Origin of the sequence: Chryseobacterium phocaeense, assembly GCF_900169075.1 — a bacterium.
Lineage (GTDB): Bacteria > Bacteroidota > Bacteroidia > Flavobacteriales > Weeksellaceae > Chryseobacterium > Chryseobacterium phocaeense.
The window spans coordinates 318,489-343,662 of the sequence record NZ_LT827013.1 but is presented as its reverse complement, the minus strand read 5'-3'; the positions used below and the strand labels follow the sequence as shown (position 1 = coordinate 343,662).

At 38.5% G+C, this 25,174-nt stretch carries 21 protein-coding genes; 15 read left to right on the top strand and 6 right to left on the bottom strand.

Annotated features, from left to right (window positions below; all coding sequences use genetic code 11):
• Window positions 1–943: 943 nt before the first annotated feature.
• From B7E04_RS01520 to B7E04_RS01510, 3 genes are read left to right on the top strand one after another with little or no spacing between them, the layout of a single operon-like run.
• Window positions 944–1,612 (top strand): class I SAM-dependent DNA methyltransferase, encoded by a 669-nt coding sequence (locus tag B7E04_RS01520; protein ID WP_080776891.1) that lies wholly within the window; start codon window positions 944–946, stop codon window positions 1,610–1,612.
• Window positions 1,609–2,316, top strand: a complete 708-nt coding sequence (locus tag B7E04_RS01515) for a VanW family protein (RefSeq protein WP_165439395.1) — start codon at window positions 1,609–1,611, stop codon at window positions 2,314–2,316. Before B7E04_RS01520 ends, B7E04_RS01515 begins: the two co-directional genes overlap by 4 nt.
• Window positions 2,313–2,909: an acyl carrier protein phosphodiesterase gene (locus B7E04_RS01510; RefSeq protein WP_080776887.1), complete on the top strand. Its 597-nt coding sequence runs from the start codon at window positions 2,313–2,315 to the stop codon at window positions 2,907–2,909. The genes B7E04_RS01515 and B7E04_RS01510 overlap by 4 nt, the downstream gene beginning before the upstream one ends.
• Before the next feature lie 89 nt (window positions 2,910–2,998).
• On the opposite strand, the gene B7E04_RS01505 is transcribed toward B7E04_RS01510, so the two are convergent.
• The 3 genes from B7E04_RS01505 to B7E04_RS01495 form a co-directional block, all read right to left on the bottom strand.
• Window positions 2,999–4,477, bottom strand: a complete 1,479-nt coding sequence (locus B7E04_RS01505) for a tail fiber domain-containing protein (protein ID WP_080776886.1) — start codon at window positions 4,475–4,477, stop codon at window positions 2,999–3,001.
• 346 nt (window positions 4,478–4,823) lie between these two features.
• Window positions 4,824–5,339 (bottom strand): DUF6702 family protein, encoded by a 516-nt coding sequence (locus B7E04_RS01500; protein ID WP_080776884.1) that lies wholly within the window; start codon window positions 5,337–5,339, stop codon window positions 4,824–4,826.
• Window positions 5,340–5,423: 84 nt separating this feature from the next.
• Window positions 5,424–8,663, bottom strand: coding sequence for a S8/S53 family peptidase (locus tag B7E04_RS01495; RefSeq protein WP_080776882.1), 3,240 nt, complete (start codon window positions 8,661–8,663; stop codon window positions 5,424–5,426).
• A gap of 241 nt (window positions 8,664–8,904) precedes the next feature.
• On the opposite strand from B7E04_RS01495, the gene B7E04_RS01490 reads away from it, so the two are divergent.
• Window positions 8,905–9,483, top strand: a complete 579-nt coding sequence (locus B7E04_RS01490) for a HupE/UreJ family protein (protein WP_080776880.1) — start codon at window positions 8,905–8,907, stop codon at window positions 9,481–9,483.
• Window positions 9,484–9,550: 67 nt separating this feature from the next.
• Window positions 9,551–11,941, top strand: coding sequence for a M1 family metallopeptidase (locus B7E04_RS01485; protein WP_080776879.1), 2,391 nt, complete (start codon window positions 9,551–9,553; stop codon window positions 11,939–11,941).
• 261 nt (window positions 11,942–12,202) lie between these two features.
• On the opposite strand, the gene B7E04_RS01480 is transcribed toward B7E04_RS01485, so the two are convergent.
• Both B7E04_RS01480 and B7E04_RS01475 read right to left on the bottom strand, forming a co-directional pair.
• Window positions 12,203–12,901: a LytR/AlgR family response regulator transcription factor gene (locus B7E04_RS01480; protein WP_080776877.1), complete on the bottom strand. Its 699-nt coding sequence runs from the start codon at window positions 12,899–12,901 to the stop codon at window positions 12,203–12,205.
• Complete coding sequence (locus B7E04_RS01475; protein WP_228439778.1) at window positions 12,901–14,007, bottom strand: sensor histidine kinase; 1,107 nt, start codon at window positions 14,005–14,007, stop codon at window positions 12,901–12,903. Before B7E04_RS01475 ends, B7E04_RS01480 begins: the two co-directional genes overlap by 1 nt.
• Window positions 14,008–14,158: 151 nt before the next feature.
• Here B7E04_RS01475 and B7E04_RS01470 point away from each other — a divergent pair, with 151 nt between their 5' ends.
• The 9 genes from B7E04_RS01470 (at window position 14,159) to B7E04_RS01435 (ending at window position 23,161) form a co-directional block, all read left to right on the top strand.
• Window positions 14,159–14,851 carry a DUF2490 domain-containing protein gene (locus B7E04_RS01470; RefSeq protein WP_080776875.1) on the top strand — a complete coding sequence of 231 codons (693 nt, stop codon included), beginning with the start codon at window positions 14,159–14,161 and terminating at the stop codon, window positions 14,849–14,851.
• A gap of 19 nt (window positions 14,852–14,870) precedes the next feature.
• The gene (locus B7E04_RS01465) at window positions 14,871–16,157 is read left to right on the top strand and encodes a CitMHS family transporter (protein WP_080776873.1); all 1,287 of its coding nucleotides are present in this window, start codon (window positions 14,871–14,873) and stop codon (window positions 16,155–16,157) included.
• A 219-nt stretch (window positions 16,158–16,376) separates the two neighbouring features.
• Window positions 16,377–17,585: a cation:dicarboxylate symporter family transporter gene (locus B7E04_RS01460; protein ID WP_080776871.1), complete on the top strand. Its 1,209-nt coding sequence runs from the start codon at window positions 16,377–16,379 to the stop codon at window positions 17,583–17,585.
• Between the two features lie 186 nt (window positions 17,586–17,771).
• Entirely contained in the window at window positions 17,772–18,506 is a 735-nt protein-coding gene (locus tag B7E04_RS01455) for a DUF3108 domain-containing protein (RefSeq protein WP_228439777.1), read from the top strand.
• 244 nt (window positions 18,507–18,750) lie between these two features.
• On the top strand, window positions 18,751–18,882 hold the full coding sequence (locus tag B7E04_RS22510; protein WP_262484637.1) for a hypothetical protein: 132 nt from the start codon (window positions 18,751–18,753) through the stop codon (window positions 18,880–18,882).
• 176 nt (window positions 18,883–19,058) lie between these two features.
• Window positions 19,059–19,337 carry a co-chaperone GroES gene (locus tag B7E04_RS01450; RefSeq protein WP_080776869.1) on the top strand — a complete coding sequence of 93 codons (279 nt, stop codon included), beginning with the start codon at window positions 19,059–19,061 and terminating at the stop codon, window positions 19,335–19,337.
• Window positions 19,338–19,456: 119 nt separating this feature from the next.
• Window positions 19,457–21,082: a chaperonin GroEL gene (groL, locus tag B7E04_RS01445; RefSeq protein ID WP_080776867.1), complete on the top strand. Its 1,626-nt coding sequence runs from the start codon at window positions 19,457–19,459 to the stop codon at window positions 21,080–21,082.
• A 266-nt stretch (window positions 21,083–21,348) separates the two neighbouring features.
• On the top strand, window positions 21,349–22,593 hold the full coding sequence (locus B7E04_RS01440; RefSeq protein WP_080776865.1) for an AAA family ATPase: 1,245 nt from the start codon (window positions 21,349–21,351) through the stop codon (window positions 22,591–22,593).
• Window positions 22,577–23,161, top strand: a complete 585-nt coding sequence (locus tag B7E04_RS01435; RefSeq protein WP_080776863.1) for a hypothetical protein — start codon at window positions 22,577–22,579, stop codon at window positions 23,159–23,161. The genes B7E04_RS01440 and B7E04_RS01435 overlap by 17 nt, the downstream gene beginning before the upstream one ends.
• Window positions 23,162–23,309: 148 nt before the next feature.
• Here the strand turns inward: B7E04_RS01435 and B7E04_RS01430 are convergent, their stop codons facing one another.
• On the bottom strand, window positions 23,310–23,534 hold the full coding sequence (locus tag B7E04_RS01430; RefSeq protein ID WP_061084653.1) for a helix-turn-helix domain-containing protein: 225 nt from the start codon (window positions 23,532–23,534) through the stop codon (window positions 23,310–23,312).
• A gap of 983 nt (window positions 23,535–24,517) precedes the next feature.
• Between B7E04_RS01430 and B7E04_RS01420 the strand changes: the two genes are divergently transcribed.
• The gene (locus B7E04_RS01420) at window positions 24,518–25,039 is read left to right on the top strand and encodes a hypothetical protein (RefSeq protein ID WP_080776858.1); all 522 of its coding nucleotides are present in this window, start codon (window positions 24,518–24,520) and stop codon (window positions 25,037–25,039) included.
• Window positions 25,040–25,174: the final 135 nt, after the last annotated feature.

Sequence of the window (25,174 nt, the reverse complement as noted above, 5' to 3'; positions counted from 1 at the left end):
GATCTTTATTCTTTCCGCTTTAATAAAGAACTTTCTTTCTGTCGTTCTATTCCTTATTTGCGGTTGCAAAAGTAATTATTTATTTTCTAATGACAAAATGTTTTTGAAGAAAATTTTAAAGTTTTTTTTAGTAACCTTAACCTCTTTTAAAAACCCTATCCTTATCTACTCCTGCGCCCCGGCGAACCGGACTGCAAAGATACAAACTTTTTTAAATCCCACAACTTTTATCTGAATAAAAATTAAAAGCTTTTTGGTATGTATCTTTTTTTAAGTAGTGTAAATAATTTCGCTTCTTTAATAGCTCTTCTGCGCTTACCAAATACTCTCGTTTTCAGTGGGGCAAAGATACACCCTTATCTACACACGAAACAAGTTTATTTAACATAAAATTCATATACAGCGGGGATTGGGGATAAATACCCTTGTAAGGTTCTGATTTAATGTAAACTGCATATAATATGGAGTTATCCACATTAAGGAGATATCAGCTTAGCGTTGGAAAAATAGGATTATAATTGAGGAATTATTCCAGGAAGAGCCAGGAAATAAGATTGGATTATATGATCATCGAGGAAGCAATGTTTCTCAATTTAAATAATGGTAATGAAATACCTCACGCAGATCAGGCAGATAAAGCAGATTTTTTTAAATTACATAACAGGATATACGAAAATCCTGGAACTTAAGTTTCGGCTAAAGCCGTTTTATTTTATTAATAGTGAAAGCGGGCTAAAGCCCGCTTCTATTGAATAAATATGTTTGTGTAAGAATTAAAAATACCAAGAAGGAATAAAAAGTAGCAAAACAGGATCCATTAAGATTTACAAGGAAAAACCGGAGCTTAGAAGATTGAGGGCAATGTTAAGCATAAGATTTAAAAGTGGATATTTTTTGAAAGATTACGGGGGATTATTTATTTTTATATAAAGAAACTCAAATCATGAATAACAGTATCCATGAATACTATGATCACCTTGCCGACACTTACGATGAAAACCGCTTTGAAAATTCCTACGGGAAATATATTGACCAGCAGGAAAAAGCATTTCTGAATTCTTTTTTCAGAGGTAAAAAATATCAGAAAGTTCTGGATCTGGGATGTGGAACGGGACGGTTGCTGGAGTTTGCCACCCACGGTACAGACTTCAGCGAAAAGATGCTCGCCATTGCTGCAAAAAAACATCCGCAAAAAATAACGGCTGCCGGAGAAATCTCAAACATTCCTTTTGATACTGAATTTGATTGTATCTTCTGCTTTCACGTAATCATGCACCAAACGAAAGAGGAAACCACAAGATTCTTCAATGAATGCTTCCGGAAATTAAATAACCGCGGAGTTCTGATTTTTGATTTCCCCACAAAAGCCAGAAGAAAGACCATATCGCCTCAGGAAGACTGGCATGCGGGCAACAGTTTTACTTCCCAGGAAGTTTCAATATTAACGGACAGCCAGTGGAATCTTAAAAGTACAACGGGCGTTTTGCTGTTTCCGGTTCACAGGCTTCCCAAAAGCTTAAGGAAATTCTTCCTGCCCCTGGACATTCTGCTGTGCAGGAGTTTCCTGAAAAAATGGGCGTCGTATCACATTGTAGTACTGGAAAAGAAATGAAACGGGTCCTAAAAAAATGGCTCCCTGATCCTTTAAAACTAAGGATCAGATTAATACAGCGGTATTTTGAGGAGCAAAAATCAGGTCACCGCTATTCAGATAAGTACCATCAGGAACATCTTGGTAATCATCGCATTGAGCTTAAGCAGCCTATCAAGAAGGGGGCATTCAATGAAAATAAAATTCACAATCTAAAAGTGGTGAGTGATAAGATCCATCATCTGGTTATCTATCCCGGGGAAGTATTTTCTTTCTGGAAATTAATCGGGAAACCTACGGAAAGAAATAATTTCAAGGAAGGCAGAAATCTGATTAAAAATAATATCTCCAGCAGCACTGGTGGTGGTATCTGCCAGTTTTCATCCATTCTGTATTATGCTTCATTGCAGGCGGGATTGACTGTTATTGAAAGATATCCGCATTCCATCGATATTTATAAAGAAGAAGAGCGTTTTACCCCTTTGGGTGCCGATTCTACGGTGGTTTATGGTTATAAAGACCTCCAGATTAAAAACAACTTTTCTCATCCTGTCCAATACCTAAGTCTTGTGAGCGATGATGAGCTCTACCTCAGCATTATTTCTCCTGAGGAAATGATTTTGAATGAGATTGATTTTAAATATAGGGAAACCGATCAGGGAGTCTGGGTCGAGACTTTTTCTGATGGCAGGTTATTCTCTAAAAATTTCTATATTCGTTTATGAATTATTTAGCCCATTCTTTTCTCAGTTTTTCGGACGGCCAGATTGTAGGACAGTTTCTTGAGGATTTTATCAGAAACAAAGACCGTTATTCTTTTCCGAAGGAGATCCAGGACGGTATTACGTTACACAGGGCGGTAGATACGTTCACAGATTCGCATCCTGCCATTCATGAAGCCAAAAGAGTTTTTTCTCCTTTAGTAAGGCTGTACGCAGGCGCTTTTGTAGATGTTGCGATGGATTATTTCGTGGCCACAGACCTCAGCCTCCATTCTACGGCCGAATGGAAAGCCCATTCACTAAGGGTTTATAGGGTTCTGAACGAACATCAGGAATGGCTTCCGGAAAATTTTAAAAAGATGCTGGTAAAAATGGAAGAAGATGACTGGCTGTATAATTACCGTGAGGATTGGGGAATCAAATTCAGCATCCGGAATGTTCTTCATAAAGCTAAATATCTGGATCCTGACATTCCCGTTTATGAAGCCTTCCTGAAAAACAAACCTTTTCTGCAGGAATGTTACAACGATTTTTTTCCGGATCTTCTTGCCCACGCTAAAGGGATCAATACGCTGCTGCAGTTGGATCACCAATAAAAAAACACTCACAGGGAACGTAAGTGTTTTTATTTGTGTTGTTAGAATCTGCTGCCTTATCCTGCCTGTTGTATGAAAATTTAATGGGATTATAGATGGGTTTTCAATTTTTTGATTTCTGTTTTCAGGAAATTGATCTGCTCCTGCTGTCTTTTCAGCATTTCTTCCTGTTTCTGAAGCATTTCCTGCTGCTGCTGGACTGCTTTTGTAAGAATAACCGTCATTTCAGCATAGTTTACCCCAAGGGTTTTCATCTCATCACTGGCTGTTGTTATCAGTTCGGGCATAGCAGCTTTTATTTCCTGTGCAACAAATCCTACTTTTTTGTCCTTACTTAATGATTCGTCTTTATATCTGTAACTGATTGTACGCAACCCGAGAATTTCTTTTAATCCGTACGAATTATCGACAATATCTTTCTTGATTCTGATATCTGAAGGCGTAATGGTTCCTGAAGCCAGGATATTTCCGATAACATGAAGCTTTTCTGTAGGCGTTGTGGTTCCGATTCCTACTCTTCCGCCGTTATTATCTGTCATATACATCAGTTCATTTAAGCCATTTCCTACACTGAAGGAAAGGTATTTTCCAAGACCGGCAGTCGTTGTATTCACATCTCCGAAATTTATTCTGGCCACAGCACCGGTTCCCACCGTAGAGGCTGACCTCACATTAATCCCGAAATTATCGGTTCTGTTCCCATAACCAAAACCATCCTGCCCGATATTAATGTCAATGGCATTTTTTGTCACCGATGTGGTCACTGCTGCGTTAAATAAACTGCTTCCTTCTACATGAAGCTTTCTTGTGGGACTTGTGGAGCCTACGCCCATATTTCCGTTGGACAGCATTGTAGCGACTGTTGTCAGGGTTTGTCCGTCTCCATATGTTCCTGTAGAGTTCGCCCCCACATTAAACTGAAGTCCTGATTCTGCTCCGGATGCATTAATGGAAGGAATACTTGGAGTAACATTAAACCAGATATTATCCCAGCTTCCACTTCCCGCAGCGCTTTTCATCCCGAATGTAGTTCCTACAATATCAAGTTTCACCACCGGTGCACTGTTTCCGATTCCTATCCTGTCATTGGCTGCATCTACAGAAAAAGTAGTCCCGTCTACGGAAAAAGCGTTAACCGCAGTTCCCGTAAAAGCAAGCGTATTGGCAGCCTGCGTAACGGTTCTTGGTCCTGTAAGTGTTCCGTTTGAATTGTAAAGATTGACGATATTGTCATTGACGTTCTTCCACAGGGTTCCGTTAAAAAAATAATAGCCTGCTGCGGTAATCTCAACCGTTTGTGCTACACTTGGAATGGTTCCGGTAGGTGTGGTAGCATCTGTAACGTAAACCATGGATCCTGATTGTGCTGCGGTATAAGTTCCCGCTACTTTGGCTGCCAGCTGCTGCCTGGTAATCCTTGGAGCCATCATTCCGTCTTTAGTAGCAGTGGAGGTTCCGTTTCCGGTAACATCCAATGTTGATTGCGGATTGTTTGTCGCAATACCTACCTGACCAAAGCAAACAGTAGACATTACGAATAAAGCCAGTAAAGAATAAATTGGTTTCATACTTATGAGTTTTTAATATTTTCTGTAAAAATTCAAATCATACCTCTAACAAAACCGTACGCTAATCACACATTAATATTCATTTATAAAAATCGAATAAAATTAAATGCGTGGAATCAGCACAAACAAATATAACTAATTTTAAACATAAATTATGTAAATTAATAATAAATTAACTAAAAATTATTTATAAATTTAAAATCATTAATTATTTATCAATTATATTGAAAACTTAATATTATCAAATGTATTACAAACTCTAACACACTAATACAATATTTCATTTATTAGTGATTTAATATTCGTGCGAATAAACCTTGAATTAATAAACCGGAGAAGGTTTCTTCTAAAACTGCTGATAGAGGTAACGATTGGGATAGGTAAGTTTTTCACTTTTCCTTTGTCCGTTCAGGATCATATGGACAATATTGATCTGGTCATCAAAAAGGTTATACAGAAAGCTCACGGCCGCCTCCAGTTTTTTGGGAGCAGAAACGGCTTCGGATTCAAGAAAAATATTGACCGACTCGCTGTCTTCTTCGTAGCCAACATAATTTACTTTTAAAAACCTGCCGTCAGCCTTCAATTTAAAATATTCTGCACAGTATCTTTCAAGGGCATCATTCAGTTTAGCTTTATATTTTTCGTCATTAAAATGAAAAGAGCTTCCATATTTTCTGCCCAGTCCGTTTTCTAAATCATCAAGAAAAAACCGGCCGGTCACCTCGAAGGTCCTGGATTTTGAATTATAATTAATCTCCACCGATCCTACATGGTAAGGATGAACATTATCAGTTCCTGTAAAACTTTGAAGAATAAAAACGACTGCAAAAAAACATGCGAAAAAAATTTTACCCGGCATTGATTCTATTTTTGAACAAATATAAAAAAAGCAACAGTTATACAACTGCTGCTTTCCATATGATCTGTACCGGATATCCGACGCTTATTCTTTTACTACTTTTTTGGTCAATTTTGTATTATCGTTTAAAGTGATAGTAAACAGATACACTCCTTTCACCAAACCTGAAACATCAATCCTTCCTGCAGTATTAGTTACTGCAGCAGTTTTAACCAATTTTCCGGAGGCGTCATAAATAGCTACATCCGCCTTAGAATATCTCCCCAGTGCAACATTCACAAAGTCTTTTGCAGGATTTGGTGTGATATTAACATCTGAATTCAATTTAACATCCGCTGTGCCCAGTGCTGTAGCGTTGGTTTTCACAAAATATCCTCCGAAACCAGTGGTCTGAAAACTCACTTCCCAGTATTGGTAGGTTTCATTCCATACAATATCAGCCACATTAGGAGTAATCACTGCAGCAGTACTTCCGAAAGATGCTGTAGTTCCGGTATTTCCTGCGCTTGTTCCTGAATATTTTTCAACAATAAGGTTGGCTTTATTGGCATTATCTGTAGGTGAAGTAGGTAATTTCACCGGATTAGTCAGATTATAGGCATCAAAATCCGCCTGTTTGAAATACAGGGTCACTTTTCCTGTAGCCGTGGCAGCATTGGCCGCAGGATTCATTTCATATCTTCTTGAAATATAGCCAGGCTGTGCATTATCTACCCATACTTTAGAAGTAAGATCTCCCGCCACTGTACTTGCTGTTTCTTTTTCCACTCTTGAAATCAGCTGACAATTGTTCGTGAAATAATTGTTTCCTGCTGATACTGCTGATGTTTTATTCTGATTGGATGTCGCCAGAACTTTAACTTCAGCTACGTTTTCATACACCGTTGCTCTCATTTTAAGGTCGAAGGTTCTTGCAGACCAGGTGGTTCCGTTGGCTGATGTTTTGCTTCTTCCGCTGGACGCCACCGATTCGTTTTTCATGGAAATTCTTCCGCTGAGACCATTCACCACGATATAGAAGTCTTTTCCGGTTACCATCTGTACATTTAAACCGGATAAATCCACATAATTCCATGTAAATCTCTGGATGTCATTCACCCATGAAGTTACTGTTTTTGTAGCAATGATCTCCCCCGGATCACCATTGGCATCTACTTTTCTGATCTGAATATCCACCGCCATATCGCTTGGAATAGTGGAAGTCCCTGTTAAAAAGGAAAAACCACCCAGCTTCCCGGTTAATGCCGGTGTAAATCTCACTGCCAACGCAGTATTGTCAAAGTAATTGTTATTCTCTGTATTAGCAATGATGTAGGGTTCATCATAGGTCACTGTTTCAAAATTGGATTCTACACATCCCAATTCATCCGTCACTGCCTTATAGATATCGAGTTTTCCATATCCCCATCTTGCATTAGGTACATTTCCTGTAGCTCCGTCTTTTCTTGCATTAGAAGTAAGACGGCTTTTTACCTGCGCAGCTGTTAATCCCGGATTGGCCTGCAATAATAAGCCCACAGCTCCAGCTATACCCGGCGATGACATACTTGTCCCCTGATTTTTCACATAAAAACTGGTCCCGTTGATAATATCAGTAGCTCCCGGCGCGGAATTGCTTGATCTTGAAGAAATCACATTCTGCCCTGAACCTGTAATATCAGGCTTCTGAAAGCCATCCACTCTCGGTCCCTGGGAACTGAATGATGAGATCGATTCCTGCGGGGTAAGGGTATAATAGCCGCCTGCAGCCGTGTACCAGCTTGCTCTTCCCATATAGGATGCCACTGTAATTGCATTGGACGCATTACCGGGACTTCCTACTATATATTCATTATCTCCATTCTGTAATGTTGCTGAAACTCCTGTTCCTGTACTGTATAGCCAACCATGAGTGGTAATCTGCTGGGTTCCGTTATTGGTAATTTCCAGCGTATAATTCCCCTGACAGTTCGCTGTAGAACCCACATTTCTGCTGATCACCAACTGCACATAACGTTTATTATTATCTGTACTCCAGTAGTTATACATGCTTGCCGTAAAGCCCCCGCCCAAAATACTGTGTGCCGTATTCGTGCTGATATTCTGTGTATATTGCTGCCCGTCAGGAGTCGTTAATTTCGCGGTAACAGCGGTATCATTATTCGCATACATTAAAAATGCAAATACGGAAGATGCGGATGTATTGCTGCCCACTGTAAAAGCATAAGACTGCGCAGCATTCGGTGCAATATCCACTTTCCTGTGAAGATTGGCTCCGTAATCGTTTCCTGCTGAAATCACTACTACCCTTCCCGGGGCCGAGGTGGTAAAATTGTTGACCGCCACTTCGTGGGAAGCCGTTCCATCGTGAGCACTTCCCTGTCCTCCGATACTCATATTCACTACAATAGGTTTGTTCAGTGCAGTAGCTACATTCCGGAAATAGGTTAAGGCATTAATGGTATTTGTGGTAGGGAAAGAACCGTTTCCGCCTTTTACAAAAACAATATCTGCATCAGAAGAAAAACCTTTATGTCTGCGGTCTGCAAAGCCTGCCCCACTTCCGGCAGCTGTTCCTGCTACGTGGGTTCCGTGACCGTTGATATCATTTTCACGTACAAAACCGGTAGGAGTTCCATCCAGTTCATCTTCAATCTGAGCCCTTGTATATTCCACTCCTGTTGCAAATCCTGCGGGAGGAGCTTCTGTTCCCTGTGCGGTAATTGTCTGGTCCCAGATGGAAACAATTCTGCTTTTGGTCTGGTCGTTTACTTTTCTGAAGTCAGGATGTTTCCAGTCTATTCCCGTATCATAAACTCCAACCAGAATTCCGGTACCGTTATACGCTGTATTATTGAAAACCCCATCCTGCAAAAGGCTTGCTCCGGATTGGGCCCTGCTCACATCATTATGAAGCACATCAAATGCAGGTGCCATTACGGAAGTCACATACGGAAGCTGCATGAGTTTTTCAATGTCATCAATCGTAACCAGAGCGGTTGCAAAATCAGGCAGCTGGCTTTGTACCAGAATACCGTCAGATTTCAGTTTTTCCGGACTTTTTGTATAAATGATGCATGAATACATGGTTTGGGCTCCTTTGGAAGTAACGACCAGATGCCGGTCTAATTTCATATCATCACGCTCCAGCTCTTTAACGGCTTTTCCTTTCGATACATTTTCTTTATTTTTCAGGAGAATATCAAATCTGGAATCTAATTTCTGCACCTGCCCGTAAAACGAATACGAGTATAATCCCAGAAAAGCAACAGCAGCATTTTTAAGAAGGCTTGTCCCTCCTTTCGAAATGTTTACTTTTGCAGTGAGTAGTTTTTTTACATTCATATCTTAAAGTTTTTCGCATCACAAGTATACAATATTTATTTCATAAAAGATTCTAAGAAAACATCAATAACACCCAATAAAAACAACGATTAAAAGAAAATAATTCACAATATCAATACAAAAACATAAAAACAAAGTAAACTGAATCAGAAATAGTAAAAAGTGTTCTTGAAAAGTGAAAAACGAAAAAAAATAATTCATATATCGAATTCAAAATAAAAAATTAATAAATCATCTTAAAATGAAGGATTTTATATTCTATTTAAATCTGGGTTGGGAACATATTATTTCCCTGGATGCTCTTGATCACCAGCTGTTTGTTCTGGCCTTGATTGCCGTTTATTCATATCAGGACTGGAAGAAAATCCTGGTTTTGGTTACGGCATTTACCATCGGGCATTCCATAACGCTTGCTTTGAGTATTCTTGATGTATTCCGGGTTCCGTCTGCGTGGGTAGAGTTTTTGATCCCGCTGACTATTGTACTGACTGCTCTGGATAATATCCTGATGAAAAATAAAAAACAGACCCTGATGCGCGCCAATTATTATCTGGCAGCCATCTTTGGCCTTATTCACGGGATGGGTTTCGCAAATACGGCAAGGGTGATGATCGCCAAAAGCCAGAGCATTGCCGTCCCGTTGTTAGGATTTAATATCGGGCTGGAACTGGGGCAGATCGTTATTGTATGTGCTATTCTTGTCGTGCTGTTTATTTTACTGAGTGTTTTTAAGGTGAATAAAAAAGACTGGGTTCTTTTTGTATCATCTGGTGTATTTGCACTGGCTTTAAAAATGACTTTGGAAAGAATTCCTTTTTAACCTTGAAACATTTTTAATTTTTCAACTACTTATTATTATCTTTGATAACTTTTAAATCAATCCGGTAATGAAACTACAAGCCCTTCTATTGTCATTTTCTGTATTTGCCTACACAGGTTTCGCCGCACAAAATATCCAGAATAACCCTGGTAGTAACCACGGAAACAGATTTGAGCAACTGGGAACCATTCTTCCTACACCCAACATCTACAGAACGGCTTCGGGAGCTCCGGGCCACGGATACTGGCAGAACAGGGCTGATTATTATATTACCGCTTACCTTGATGAAGATAAAAGAAACCTTAAAGGCTCAGAAACCGTTACCTACTATAATAATTCTCCTGATGACCTGGATTATATCTGGCTTCAGCTGGATGAAAATGAGCAGTCCACTGTAAAAAATGCAGGATTCCAGTTTCCTTCTACGCTTCCGGCTTCTACCAATGACCAGCAGCTTGCAGTAAGTGAACTTCCGGAAAAAGACAACGGCTACGGTGTGAACCTTGAAAAAGTAACAGATGCCGCAGGAAGTCCGTTGAAATACACGGTGAACAAAACCATGATGCGTATTGATCTTCCAAAAGTATTAAAGAAAGGAGAAAAACTGGTTTTCAAAATAGACTGGAACTATAATATTCCCAACAGGATCAAAATGGGCGGCCGCGGCGGCTATGAAAATTTTGCGGAAGACGGAAATGACCTGTACACCATGACCCAATGGTACCCGAGAATGTGCGTTTACAGCGATTTTCACGGATGGCAGAACCACCAGTTCACGGGACGCGGTGAATTTGCTTTGGTATTCGGTGACTTTAAAGTTTCGATGAATGTTCCGGCAGACCATATTGTAGGGGGAACCGGGGAATGTAAAAACTACGAGCAGGTCTTAACATCTGACCAGATGGCAAGATACCGTAAGGCCGAAGGTGCTGCAGAACCCATTGAGATCGTAACGTTGGATGAAGCTAAAAAAGCTGAAAAAAATCATTCAAAACAAAGAAAAACCTGGGTTTTTGCAGCTAATGATGTAAGAGATTTCGCCTGGACCTCATCCAGAAAATTTGTCTGGGACGGAATGCGCGTTACCATTCCTGAAAACAACAATAAGGTAATGGCCATGAGCTTTTATCCAAAAGAAGCCTATAACCTTTACAGAAAATATTCTACAAAAGCTGTTGCCCACACCATTAAAACCTATTCCGAATTTACCATCCCATATCCATACCCGGTAGCCCAGTCTGTAGAGGCAGCCAACGGAATGGAATACCCTATGATCTGTTTTAATTTCGGAAGAACGGAAAAGGACGGAACGTATTCTGAGGGAACTAAAAACGGAATGATCGGCGTGGTGATCCATGAAGTCGGGCATAACTTCTTCCCGATGATCATTAATTCTGACGAAAGACAATGGAGCTGGATGGATGAAGGCCTGAATACCTTCACGGAATATCTTACGGAAGAAAAATGGGACAATAAATTCCCTTCAAAAAGAGGTCCGGCATGGACTATTGTGGATTATATGAAGCTTCCGAAAGATCAGCTGGAACCTATTATGAGCAACTCTGAAAATATTGTTCAGTTTGGTCCGAATGCCTATTCCAAACCGGCTACGGGATTAAATATCCTTCGTGAAACTATTATGGGAAGAGAACTTTTTGACAAAGCTTATAAAACCTATGCGAAAAGATGGGCCTTTAAGCATCCTGAACCTGCAGATTTCTTCCGTACCATGGAAGATGCCAGCGGTGAAGATCTTGACTGGTTCTGGAGAGGATGGTTCTACGGGACAGATCCTGTAGACATTGCCATCGACAAAGTAACGGTTGCCGTACCGGATCTCAATACGCCTCCACTGGAAGCCAAAGAGATCAAATATAAAGTGGAAAAACCGCTTCAGAATTCATTTGAAGATATTTCAAAAATCAGAAACAAAGAAGATAAAAGCATTGCATTTTCTGTAGATAAAGACAAGGAACTTCAGGATTTCTATTACAGATACGACAGAGGACAGGAAAAAGTAGATGCTGAAAAAGAATACACTATAAAAACAGATCCATCTCCCGCCTTGGATGCCAAGGACAAGGAGAAATTCAGGAATATCACAGGATACCAGATTGATTTTGTGAACAAAGGTGGACTGGTAATGCCAATCATCCTTGAATTTACATTCGAAGACGGAACAAAATTGTATGACAAATCATCTGCCCAGATCTGGAGACAGAATGAGCAGAAAGTTTCAAAGACGTATTATTTCGACAAGAAGATAAAGTCAATACAGCTTGATCCGATGAGAGAAACTGCAGATATCGATACTTCCAATAATTTATGGACCAGTGCAGGTGCCGGCAGTGAAACTTCAAAATTCCAGCTGTTTAAACAGAAACAGGGCGGCGGTCCTGTAAGGGGAGGCGCCAACGGAAAAGTAAATCCGATGCAGGCTGCAGGAAAGAAATCATAAAAAATAAAAAGATGTTTCAAATTGGAACATCTTTTTTTTTGTGGGACTGAATAATTTTGCCTAAAGTTTTATTTTTACAATTATATGGTGGGTGGGCTAAAGCCCGCTTCCATTGAATTATAGTTCCAATCAAAAATCTGCGTAATCCGCCTGATCTGCGTGAGATTTATACATAAGTTTATGATCAAATTGCGGGCTAAAGCCCGCTCCCAATGAATGTGAACCACTCAACAAAAATCCGTGGGAGATTTTTATACAGCTCTAATTTAAATACGCTTTCAAAGCATTTTTATAGGTTCTCCCAAGCGGAAGTTTTTCCCCGTCTTTAAGGTATACATGAGCCGTATCATAAGAACCGATATGGGTAGACAAAACAATATATGATTTATGAATCCTGATGAATCCCAGGTTTTGAAATTTCTCTTCAAAATTGGACATCCGCTCCAGGATCATATATTTTTTCAAACGGGTCACCAGGATAATGTATTCTCCAAATCCCTGCACCCAACGCACATCTTCCAAAAGGACTTTGTGCATTACGTAATTGGATTTGAACATAATGAAATTTTCTTTCTTTTTATGTTCCGTCGAGTTTTTAAACTGTAAGAAATCTTTTGCCTTGTTGATCGCTTTTCTAAACGTTTCAAAATCCACGGGCTTCACAAGATAATGCACCACATCGAGTTCAAAGGCCTTGACTGCATACTGAGTTTCCAGGGTAAGGAATATACAGAGCGGTTGGTAAGGCAGCTGATGCAGGAGCTCAATCCCGTTGATATAAGGCATATTAATATCCAGAATCACAAGATCTACCCTGTTTTCCTTAAGGTATTCCAGTGCCTGTTCAGGATCCTGGAATATCTTCACCAAGTCCACGTCTTCCATCTGTGCGCAATATTTCCGGATCAGCTCCAATGCCGGATATTCATCATCTACACTTACGATTGTGAGGTTAGCCATTAGAGTTTAATTTTTAAAATCGTCTGATAATTGTTCAGGTCTGCAGGTTCGGAAATAAAAATATAGCTTCCTGCGTAATTTTTTTCCAGGATATTAATGACCGCTTCGTTCCCCAGACCACTGTTATTCATATTTCCCACAAGATTTTTTTTCTTTGCTACAGAATTCCGGATCTCAAACAGAAGCTCATGGTCTTTTATTTTGTACATGACATTAATATAGCTGTCTGCTTCTATCCCTACCGCCGAATGTTTCAATGCATTTTCAAACAGCGTGAGGCATACAGACGGAGGAATATCGATGAGTTCCAGAGTTTCTTCATCCTGAATATCAAACGTGATGTTCAGGACATTGTTATATTTCAGCTGATACAATCCGATTAGGGATTTTATGGATGAAAATTCCTGGGCCATACTGATTCTTTCCTTGTTCGTATCATAAATCACGTACTGCAGCAACTTGCTCAGCTGCAGGATAGATTCCGAAGTATTTTCGGAAGGCTGAAAACTTTTGGAGTAGATATTATTCAGTGTATTCAGCAGGAAATGGGGATTCATTTTGGATTTAAGGAGATCCAGATACAGCTGGTCTTTTTCTTCGCCCAGATCTTTAAAATCCTGCTCAATGAGGAATTTATCTTTTGTAATTCCCAGGAAGGAAGCGACCAGTATAACAATGCCCTGTGCGGTATAAACGTTGTAAAGAAATTTCGTATTGGAAAGGGTTTCGTTAAAATTCATATCAAAGACAGCCGGTTCCAGCAGAATCCTGAAAAGACTTGAGACCAGAAAACTGATCAGCGCGTAGAGAATAAACTCGGGATATTTATTGGAAAGATAGAATTCCGGGACGAGATAAAAGTAGACAAGACTGTAAATTCCGACATTAAAAATAACGACGGACAAAACACTCCAGATGAGCTCCGGAACATCCAAAAAGTAATTTTCCGTAAAAAATGTGATGATGATGAAGACCAGAAAGAAGAAAATATGCTGAAACTTCAGTAAAAATCCCCAGTGGTATTCCATCAGTCTTTTCAAAACTTTTGCATTAAACAAAATCCTGAAAACCAATAATATAAATACAATATTTATAATTAAAAACATCTAAAAACTCCAATTTTCAATCTTTCAAATATACCATCTTTTTCATGCGATCCTGCAGTTCACTGATAAAAACTGCCATTGATTGAAAAATAAATCTGCGGCTGGTTCTTATAAATATATTTGAGACATCGGGATATTAATTAAACGTTACATGAAAATTAAATTCAAATTAATTGTGATTTTACTGCTTGGAATGATCTCACAGATCGATGCCCAGAGCCGGGACAATTATAATATGTGGTTCCAGTATCTGATGTCTGCAAGACTGACCGATAAAAGTACACTGACGGCTCTCTCGCAGTACCGTTCTTTTGACCTGGCATATGACACCAGACTTTTCCTGGTTTCTGCGTATGTAGATTATGAAGTAGCGAATGATGTGAAACCCGCTGCCGGATTTATGTTTCTGGTGCTGGATTCTTATAAATCCGACAATACCAAAAAAGAAAGGTATGAGAAAAGACCTTTCCAGCAGGTGACTTTAGGCGGGAATATCGGAAGAACTTCGGTCTCGCACCGTTTCCGGGTGGAAGAACGTTTTATCAGCAATCCTGATGAGTTCATCGTGAGGCTCCGCTACCTGATTTCCCTGAGAATTCCTTTTAACAGAGCCGGAGAGAAAGAAAAACTCTACGGTATTCTGAAAAATGAATTAAGGATGAATGTGGTGAAAGAAGATCCCTTCGACAGCAACCGCTTAACAGCGGGACTCGGGATAAAGGTCGGAAAAAACTCAGCGATAGAAGTGGCTTTCATTAATCAGCTGGAAACAGGATCTACAAGCAACTACGGCTACATCGGTTACCGGAACAGCTTCGACTGGAGAAAAAACAAAAATAAATAACGATAAAATCAAATCATCTATGCTTACATTCCTTGGATTTCTCATGATCCTGATCTTTATGGTCCTGATTATGAACAAAAAAATGACGCCACTAACGGCTTTGGTCATTGTACCGGTAACCATAGCTCTTTTTGCAGGTTTCGGTCCTGAACTGGGAGAAATGATGAAGAACGGAGTGAAAGAAATCGCACTGACGGGCGTCATGCTGATCTTTGCAATCCTTTATTTCAGCTTAATGATAGACACGGGGCTTTTTGAACCTTTGGTGAATATTATTTTAAAAGCAGTTGGGGACAATCCTATTAAAACCACCATAGGAACGGCTGTTCTTACAGCATTGGTTTCCCTGGACGGCGATGGTTCTTCCACGTACTTAATAGTAGTGGCAGCGATGCTTCCTTTGTATAAAAAACAGGGCATGAATCCTCTTATCCTTACCTGTATCATTATGCTGGCAGGCCAGATTATGAATATTCTTCCATGGGGTGGGCCTACAGCAAGGGTGATGAGCTCACTGAAGCTGGGGCATACAGAAATTTTTGTTCCCATGATCCCCATTATGGCCATAGGCATTATCTGGGTGATATTTGTTGCTTATATTCTGGGGAGAAGAGAAAAAATAAGAATTGCAAAGCACGGAAAATTCACGAATTACAACAGCAATGATATCATCGGAGAGGTAGATCTTAAGCTTCGCCGCCCAAAACTGATCCTGGTGAATCTCGCTCTTACCATCACACTTCTGGTCGTGATGATCCTGGATGTGGTTCCGTTGGGCATTGCGTTTATGATTGCTTTCTGTATCGCTTCCATCATCAATTATCCTAAATTAAAAGACCAGCAGAAAATTATCTCCAAGCATGCCGGAAATGCCTTATCTGTGGCCGGGATGATCTTCGGAGCCGGAATTTTTACCGGAATCCTGAACGGCTCAGGCATTATGCAGGCCATGGGAAACAGCATGATTGAAATTGTTCCGAAAAGCTGGGGAAGCTACCTGAATGTGGTTACAGCCCTTTTCAGTATTCCGCTTACCTTTTTCCTTTCCAATGATGCCTATTATTTTGGAATACTGCCTATTATTATAGCAACCGGGCATCAGCTTGGCATTTCCCCGGAGATCCTGGGACGGGCCAGCCTTATCGGGCAGGGGTCTCACCTGCTGAGTCCGCTGGTTCCGTCAACTTATTTACTGGTTTCGCTGGCTGGAGTGGAATTTTCAGATCATTTGAAATATACTTTGAAATGGGCATTGGGATCTTCGTTGGTTATGCTGATCGCGGCGCTGATTCTTGGAGTGATTTAAATTAATGGATGGAAGCTGGAAGAGGGAGGATGGAAGTTTATACCGGGCAGAATAATACTGACAGTTAAAAATTAAAAGGTCATCTTAAGGCCAATATAAGCTGTTATTTCCGGCTGCAATACCTTCCCTCTTCCAGCTTCATGCCTCCCTACCCCATTATTCTTTTTCAGATGTAAAAAAAACAACAGATCTTTGTACGGAAAGTAGAAGTATATTCAGATGAATCCTTTTGAACCTCAAAAAACATTCACAGGAAGGTATTTAAAGAATCTTACCTTATATGTATTTGCCGCCATTCTAGGAGGTGTGTTTACAGGCTATTATGCGCCTGAGGCAGGGATCCGGCTGGGCGTTGTAAGCCGCTATTTTTTCATGGTTCTGGAAATGCTGATCCTTCCTATTATCTTTATGGCGATCATGTACGGAATCTGCCAGCTGTCCGGGATCAGGAATGCCAGCAGCATTGTCTGGAAAACCATTCTGTATTTTCTGGTCATCAGCTCTGTGGCTATTCTGATTGGATTTATTTTCGGTTTTGCCGTAAAACCCGGTGCTGAGACCGGAATTGATACCACCAGAATCAGCAGTTCCCTTCCCAAAACCTTTGAGATCAATGACAGAGATTTATCCGGGATTTTATACCTCAACCGGCACGGAATTTTTCTTTTTATCTCCATTGCAGCAGGAATTTTTATGAATCTTTCTTCGGGAAGGGAGAAGTTCCTGAATATTTTAGACAAAGGATTGAAAGCCTTTTACACGGTAATCAAATATCTCTATATCATTCTGCCCGTCGTTATTTTCTGTAATATTGCTTACGGAATTGGTGTCTATGGGATCAATACCCTGCTGCCGCTGAGCAAAGTGGTGGCCACGGTGTATCTGGCTGATATTGTTTTTATCTTCGGGATTCTGGGAATTGTGGCTTATCTGTTTAAAATCCATTTGTGGAAATTTTTACTTGACCTAAAAGAAGAAATTATCCTGGTGATCACCACATCCTCGTCTAAAACGGCATTCCCTCTTATCTTTGAAAAAATGGAATCTGAGGGGTACAGCCGGAAAATCCTGGGCTTCGTGATTCCTCTGGGTTATAATTTCAATCTTTCGGGAGCGTGTATTTATATTGCGGTGACGTGCTGCTTTCTGATCCAGTTCTATAATATTTCATTAACGGTTAGCGATTATCTCTGGCTTTTCGCTATTATTACCATTACTTCCAAAACAGCGTCCGGTGTTCCCGGATCAGGGTTTCTGGCCCTTATTTTTACATTAAACCGGTTTGGAAAAATCCCTTTAACCGATATTGCCCTTCTTTACACTGTAGACCGTTTTATGAACGAAGCAAGATCGGTTACGAACTTTATCAGTATTGCTGTTTCCGGCGCGGTGATTTCGAAAATGAATCAAAAAAGTAAGGAAGTGTGAAGATGGAAGTTATTGAGCTCCAAAGACCCATTATGCACGGTTTTATAATCTTTGGGCAAATAACCCCATTTTAAAATGACTGCAAGAAATTATCAGATGTAGAGTAACTTCCATCCTCCCTCTTCCCTCTTCCAGCCCTATTAAGTCAACCCCTTTGTAACTTTCTGAAAATCAAAACTACTTATCATGGTAAAAAATATCATGAAAACATTTCTTTTACTTTTACTCATCAGCAGTGCGAATTTATTTTCCCAGAACCTGCTCACTCCCGCCAATGTTAAAATTGATGCTAAGCTCATTAAAGACGAAACCTCAGAAGCGACATGGTACGCCGATAATGCCGGAACCAAAATAGAAATAGGAAGCATTACTACAGAGCTTAAAAAATTAAATAAGACAGATCTGCTGATCAAAACTACGGTAAAGATGAAGCAGGCTCCTGATGCCAAATGGACGGATTCCACGATTGTAAAAACAGCCAATTTCGAGCCTGTGTACCACTCTTCTTTTAATATGATGAGGGATGTGGTCCTTCGGTCAGGTAAAACCAAAGTAACAGGATATTACTTTGATAAAAAAACACAGAAAAAAGACAATATAGAGATTCCTGCAGCAGATTATTTTGACAGCAGCAGCTATCCTGTGATCATCCGGTTTTCTCTGCTGAAAGAAAATTATACCGCTGACCTCTCCATATTCGATTATAATCCGGATGCGAAAAAAGGACTTTTAAAAGCCTACATCACAGAAATGAAAAAAACCGACCTTAACGGAAAAAAAGTCTGGGCTGTAAAAACTACGGATGACATCCAGGACAAAACAACAACGGTTACGTATTATATTGATCCCGAAACCCGCAAAATCCTGAAACAGGATATGGAACTTGGCGGAAGAAAAATGACGCTGGAAACGATTCAATAAAAACCAAGCAATTGAAAAAACGGAATCTTTTTCATCCAATAATTTGGTTTAAATAATAAAAATACGCATCAAACTCAATTATACCACACTGATTATCAAAATATAAACAGCAAAAATAAATCTACATACTGTGTATTATTTATATAGATTTATTTTTATCTTTGGTTTACCATTATTCACAAAACCGTCAAAGTCCTGATTGACAATAAATGTTCAGGAACGTACAATCAACAAAATATTAATTATGAAAAATGCTAAATCATTAAGCAGAGCCGCCCAGAAAACCATTGTGGGAGGAGCCAGACTTGTTTGCTGTGAACGAGACGACCAGGGAAAATGTACTTTATGGATCGGTCCGGGACAACACTGCCCTTAATTCACCGAATAATCAGAGTTCAATACAGAAAGCCGGAATTTTCCGGCTTTCTCTTTTTCCGTTTTTCTGCCAAATTTTCACACTCAGAAATAAAATTCTGCCATTTCAGCCACCAGCCTCCCGTGGCATACATTTAGAGAATTACATGGAAGAAATAATTAAAAAATAAATATATTATGTCAGTAAACTTTAAACCATTAGCAGACAGAGTTCTTATTGAGCCTATCGCTGCAGAGACTAAAACAGCTTCAGGTATCATTATTCCGGACACAGCGAAGGAAAAGCCGCAGGAAGGTACTGTAGTAGCAGTAGGTCCAGGTAAAAAAGATGAGCCTACCACTGTTCAGGTAGGTGACAAAGTTCTTTATGGGAAATATTCAGGTTCTGAATTAAAGCTGGAAGGAAAAGATTACTTAATCGTTAAGGAAGGAGATTTACTGGGAGTAATCGGGTAAACCTGTACATTGTACACTGTAAAATGTACAATGTATTCATAACTGATAAAAAAATCAAACAATAAAAAGTAAATCAAGTACAATGCTACATTTTACATTGTACATTAATACAACTAAACATGGCAAAAGAAATAAAATTCGATATTGAATCAAGAGACGCTTTAAAGAGAGGAGTTGATGCATTGGCTAATGCAGTAAAGGTAACTTTAGGACCAAAAGGAAGAAACGTAGTGATTGAAAAATCTTTCGGAGCTCCTCACGTCACTAAGGACGGTGTTTCTGTAGCAAAGGAAATCGAGCTTGAAGACAGAGTAGAAAATATGGGAGCACAGATGGTAAAAGAAGTGGCTTCCAAAACCAATGATATTGCAGGAGACGGTACTACTACCGCTACTGTACTGGCACAGGCTATCGTAAGAGAAGGTCTTAAGAACGTAGCTGCAGGTGCTAACCCAATGGACTTAAAAAGAGGAATTGACAAAGCAGTTTCTGCAGTTGTTGAAAACTTAAAATCCCAGTCTCAGGAAGTTGGTGATTCTACAGATAAAGTGAAGCAGGTTGCTTCCGTATCCGCTAACAATGACGAAACAATCGGTGCTTTGATCGCTGAAGCTTTCGGAAAAGTAGGTAAAGAAGGAGTAATCACGGTAGAAGAAGCTAAAGGTATCGATACAACAGTAGATGTTGTAGAAGGTATGCAGTTCGACAGAGGATACCAGTCTCCTTACTTCGTAACTAACCCTGAGAAAATGGTAGCTGAAGTAGAAAATCCTTATATCCTTTTGGTAGAGAAGAAAATTTCTTCCATGAAAGAATTGCTTCCGGTTCTTGAGCCGATTGCACAGGGCGGAAAATCCCTATTGATTATCTCTGAAGAAGTGGAAGGTGAAGCTTTAGCTACTTTGGTGGTAAATAAATTAAGAGGTTCTCTTAAAATTGCTGCTGTAAAAGCTCCAGGATTCGGAGACAGAAGAAAAGCAATGCTTGAAGATATCGCGATCCTTACAGGTGGTCAGGTAATCTCTGAAGAGCAAGGTTTCACTATGGAAAACATCTCTTTGGATATGCTTGGAACTGCTGAAAAAGTAACTATTGATAAAGACAACACAACGATCGTAAACGGTGGTGGTGACGAAAGCAGAATCAAAGGAAGAGTGGCACAGATCAAAGCTCAGATGGAAACAACCACTTCTGACTACGACAGAGAAAAACTTCAGGAAAGACTGGCTAAGTTAGCCGGTGGTGTTGCTGTACTTTACGTAGGTGCCGCTTCTGAAGTAGAAATGAAAGAGAAAAAAGACAGAGTGGATGATGCCCTTCACGCTACAAGAGCAGCGGTGGAAGAAGGTATCGTTGCAGGTGGTGGTGTTGCTTTGGTAAGAGCTATTTCTGCTTTGGAAAACCTTACAGGAATCAATTCTGACGAAACTACAGGGATCAAAATCGTGAAAAGAGCCATCGAAGAGCCATTAAGACAAATCGTTGCCAATGCAGGAGGAGAAGGTTCCGTAATCGTAGCTAAAGTAGCTGAAGGACAAGGTGACTTCGGATACAACGCAAAAACTGACGAGTACGTAAACATGCTTGAAGCAGGAATCATTGACCCTACGAAAGTAACCAGAGTTGCCCTTGAAAACGCAGCTTCTGTTTCCGGAATGCTTCTTACCACTGAATGTGTAATCACTGAAGTGAAAAAGGATGAGCCAGCTATGCCAATGGGTGGTGGAATGCCAGGAATGATGTAACGGTCAGCGACCGAGGCAAATTAATATACTAACCGTTCTGCTTTTGTGGGGCGGTTTTTTATTTTTTTATGGTTTTCCATAAGGAAATAGTATATTTTAATGATTAATAAATAGATGGTTAAAGCCAAAACAACATTAGCAAATTTTATATATTGTATATTGGCGCAATGCGTAAATTTAGTTGGTATGTGTAAGCTTTTCAAAGAATAACGGTAGAATACCCAAGAACACTTTTTGTATCTTTGTACAATTATAGATTTGACAAAATGACTAGAATTGAAATAAAAAATATTGGACCTATCAAAAATGTTGACTTTGAATTAAACAAAGTCAATATTCTAATGGGTCCTCAAAGTAGTGGAAAAAGTACAATAGCCAAAATTATCAGCTTTTGCCAGTGGGCAGAAAAAAGATATTTATTGGATGGGAATTTTGCATATGATGTAAATGAACAATTACTGGAATTTCATAGACTGAGCGAAAATTATTTCAGTGAAAATTCTATTTTCACTTATACTTCTGACTTTATAACTATTTCCTATAAAGGAAGAAAACTTAAAAAAAGCTTTAGAAAAAAAAGAACAACTAAAATTTACCAAAAGTCAAAAAACATTTACATTCCTTCAGAAAGAAATTTTGTTTCGGTAATACCTAATTTATCAAAGTATAAAGAAACTAATGACAATATTATGAGCTTTGTTTATGATTGGTTCACAGCAAAACGCATATTTAGCAATACTAATAATTTAAAGGTTTTGAATTTAGATATTAAATTTTATACAAAATCTGAAAATGAGAGTGATATTCTACTTTTAAAAAATAATAAAGAAATACAACTACGAGAAGGCTCAAGTGGATTACAATCAATTATACCATTAATAGTTCTTATTGAGTATTTGACAGAGTTTATTTATAATAGACAAACATCAAATTCTGTAGAAGAAAAAGATGCCCTGAAAAATTTTTTAGTGAAAAATTTATCTAAAATTATAGACTTCAATAAATACTCTAATGATTTATCAAAAATAGATAATTTAGATTTAGACAATGATGATGTGATTAAAATTATTAATTCATATCAACGTGCTAAATCATTGGAAAGGTATCACTTCACTAACTTTATAATAGAAGAACCAGAGCAAAATCTTTTCCCTACTACTCAAAGGGATTTGATTAATTATTTGTTTGATAAAATGAATGATGACAAAGACCATTCGTTATTACTTACCACACATAGCCCATATATTCTATACGCAATAAACAATTGTTTAATGGGATACAATGTTAAAAACAAAATCAAGCCTGAAGAAGTTGACGAGATTAAAAATGAAAAGTCTTGGATAAATCCTGATGTTGTTTCAGTATGGCAAGTTCAAGAAGGCACATTAGTTTCTGTTAAAGATTTACAAACCAAAACAGTTACTAAACATTATTTCAATGAAATAACAAAGGATATAATGGATGAGTATTTTGAAATGTTAAGTTACTATGACTATGATACAGAAAATTAATGAAGTTATAGTTGAACAAAGAAGTAGCACAATTAACACGGAAAACATTTACATAATTGACTATAAGAATATAAATAATGGAATTGTTGAAGTGCTAGAAAACCAACCAGGGGACAGTTGTGTTCACCTCACAAACGAACATAGAATAAGTATATATTATGTTGCATTTAACGAGAACGCTTTAAAAGTAAACACGCCTGAAGGACAGGTTAAACAATGTGAATGTATATTATTTCCAACAACGCTAAATGAAAATGACTGGATACTTTTCGTAGAAACAAAGTATGCTAATAATCATACTAGTGCTTTTTTGGGGATTATTGATCACCCTAATACATCGATTAAACAAATTGTTAGTACTGTTGAATATTTTAGGAATAATGAGATTATTCCTAAAAACAAAAAGGTATTTGCAATTGTTTCATTTCCAAAAATCATAGAGCCATTTAGTGAAGCATTTTTAACAAGGAGCGAATTGACTTTAGAGGAAATTGCAATTAACCATAAAATTTTATTACGACCAACAAACAAAGGTATTGTCAAATCTCTAAGCAGAATTAAACTATAATGCCTGTACATAACAAGGGTTGCCAAAAATCGGGGCTGAAGTGCTTCGATTGAACCTCTGTACAAAGTTCCCGAAATTGATCTAATAAAATAAAACCAATTTATTTAAAAATAAGCTCCGAAGCCTGAAAACTTCGGAGCTTATTTATTTATTCTATTTTAAAATCAAATAATTCTTGAGGATGAACTTCTAAGCCTTTAGACAATTCCTGTATTGTTGAAATCCTTAAATCAACTTCTCCTTTTTCAATTTTGCTGATATTACTATGGTCTACGTCACATTTCTGAGCTAACTCGCGATAGCTTAATCCCAACTTCTTTCTAAATTTTTCAACTCTTTTACCAAAAGCTATTCGAAATTCAATTTTATCCATTGCAAATACCATTATTAAAGCAATTTGAAAAGTTTACAATAAAAAAATGTAGTTGAATTAACCTACAACCCAGAAATTATATTATATTTGTGCCATAAGCTACAATAAATGTAGCTTTGCGATACTTCAAAGAAATATAGAAGCTATTGCTTAGAATCTTGTAATAGAAAACTGGTAATTTTTAAGAGACAAGAAGATAAGTAATGAAGCTCACGACCTAGGCGTGGGCTCTCTTATCTGTCTCAAGGTATACCAGTACCCCTATTACAGATATTGTAGAGTCTCATGCCGTTTTTATTTCATGCCGTTCCGCTCTTCTACAATTATCTTTTTCTAAGCCTGCTTTACCACATAAAGTATCATGATACGGTACAATGGGGTGTACAATCCATTGCGGCTTTCGGGCTTTTAGAAACACAAAAAAAATTAACCATTAAGGAACATAAAGGTAATAAGATAAGTTAAGCACCATCCAAAATGATGAAGCAGCCAGCTTCATCCATAGCTTCAGCTATGATCTTAATGATTCTTAACTACTTAAAAAGCTCTTAATGGTTAAAAAAAATTGTATTCAAATAATTATTTTGAAAAAACTTAATACGTGAAAAAATATAAACCATTAAGAAAAATGAAGATAGTAAGATAAGTTAAGCACCATCAAAGATGGTGAAGCAGCCCGCTTCATCCATAGCTTCAGCTATGATCTTAATAATTCTTAACCCCTTAAAAACTCTTAATGGTTAAGAAAAAACTGTATTCAACTAATTATTTTGAAAAGAACTTAATACGTGAAAAAATATAAACCATTAAGAAAAATGAAGATAGTAAGATAAGTTAAGCCCCATCAAAGATGGTAAAGCAGCCCGCTTCATCAATAGCTTCAGCTATGATCTTAATGATTCTTAATTACTTAAAAACTCTTAATGGTTTAAAAAAATTATACACTAAATAATCATTTTACAAATCACTAAAAATACAAACTCATGAAAGAAACCAGAACAGACTTTCAATCCCGGCTTGGGAAAGGCCGCAAGAAACATTGCGGCTTACAGCAGATGGAAACATTTTTCCAGCTCAATGACCTTACAGTCTCTAAAGAACGGTTAAACACCATTATGAATTACGCTGTTAAAAGAAATAGCTGGATCAAGGAAGATCCGTCCGTTATTCTTCATTTTCACCAGACTATGCGGTCCTTCATCCATGCAGCCTACCTCATAGCGCTAAAGGAAAAGAAACGTGCCGTCAATACTCACTTGGAAGAGGTCTCTCCGTTGGTTCTTGGCTTGCTTTCGGAGAAAGAATACCGGAATCCCCTGTTGGTCTTTAAAAAAGCATTTAGGGAATACAGCACAAAGGAATTTGATTATTTTATGACCGGGATTATCCATTTCTCACTGCGGGTGTATGGCCATCTCCCGGAAAGGAATATCGTATGCCCCTATATTCACCTGACTAAAATGCTGGATGCGGCGCACCTTATTCTTGAAAGGAAAGCGAGGTAACATAATTAGGTTAAGCTGTCGTATTTAGTTACATCCATTATTATTTATCCCTACCGGAGTGCTCCGTTGGTGTCCCGCAAACTACAGAAGATTTCCTTACCGTTTATTTTATAAGAAACACAGATGTTTTAAACA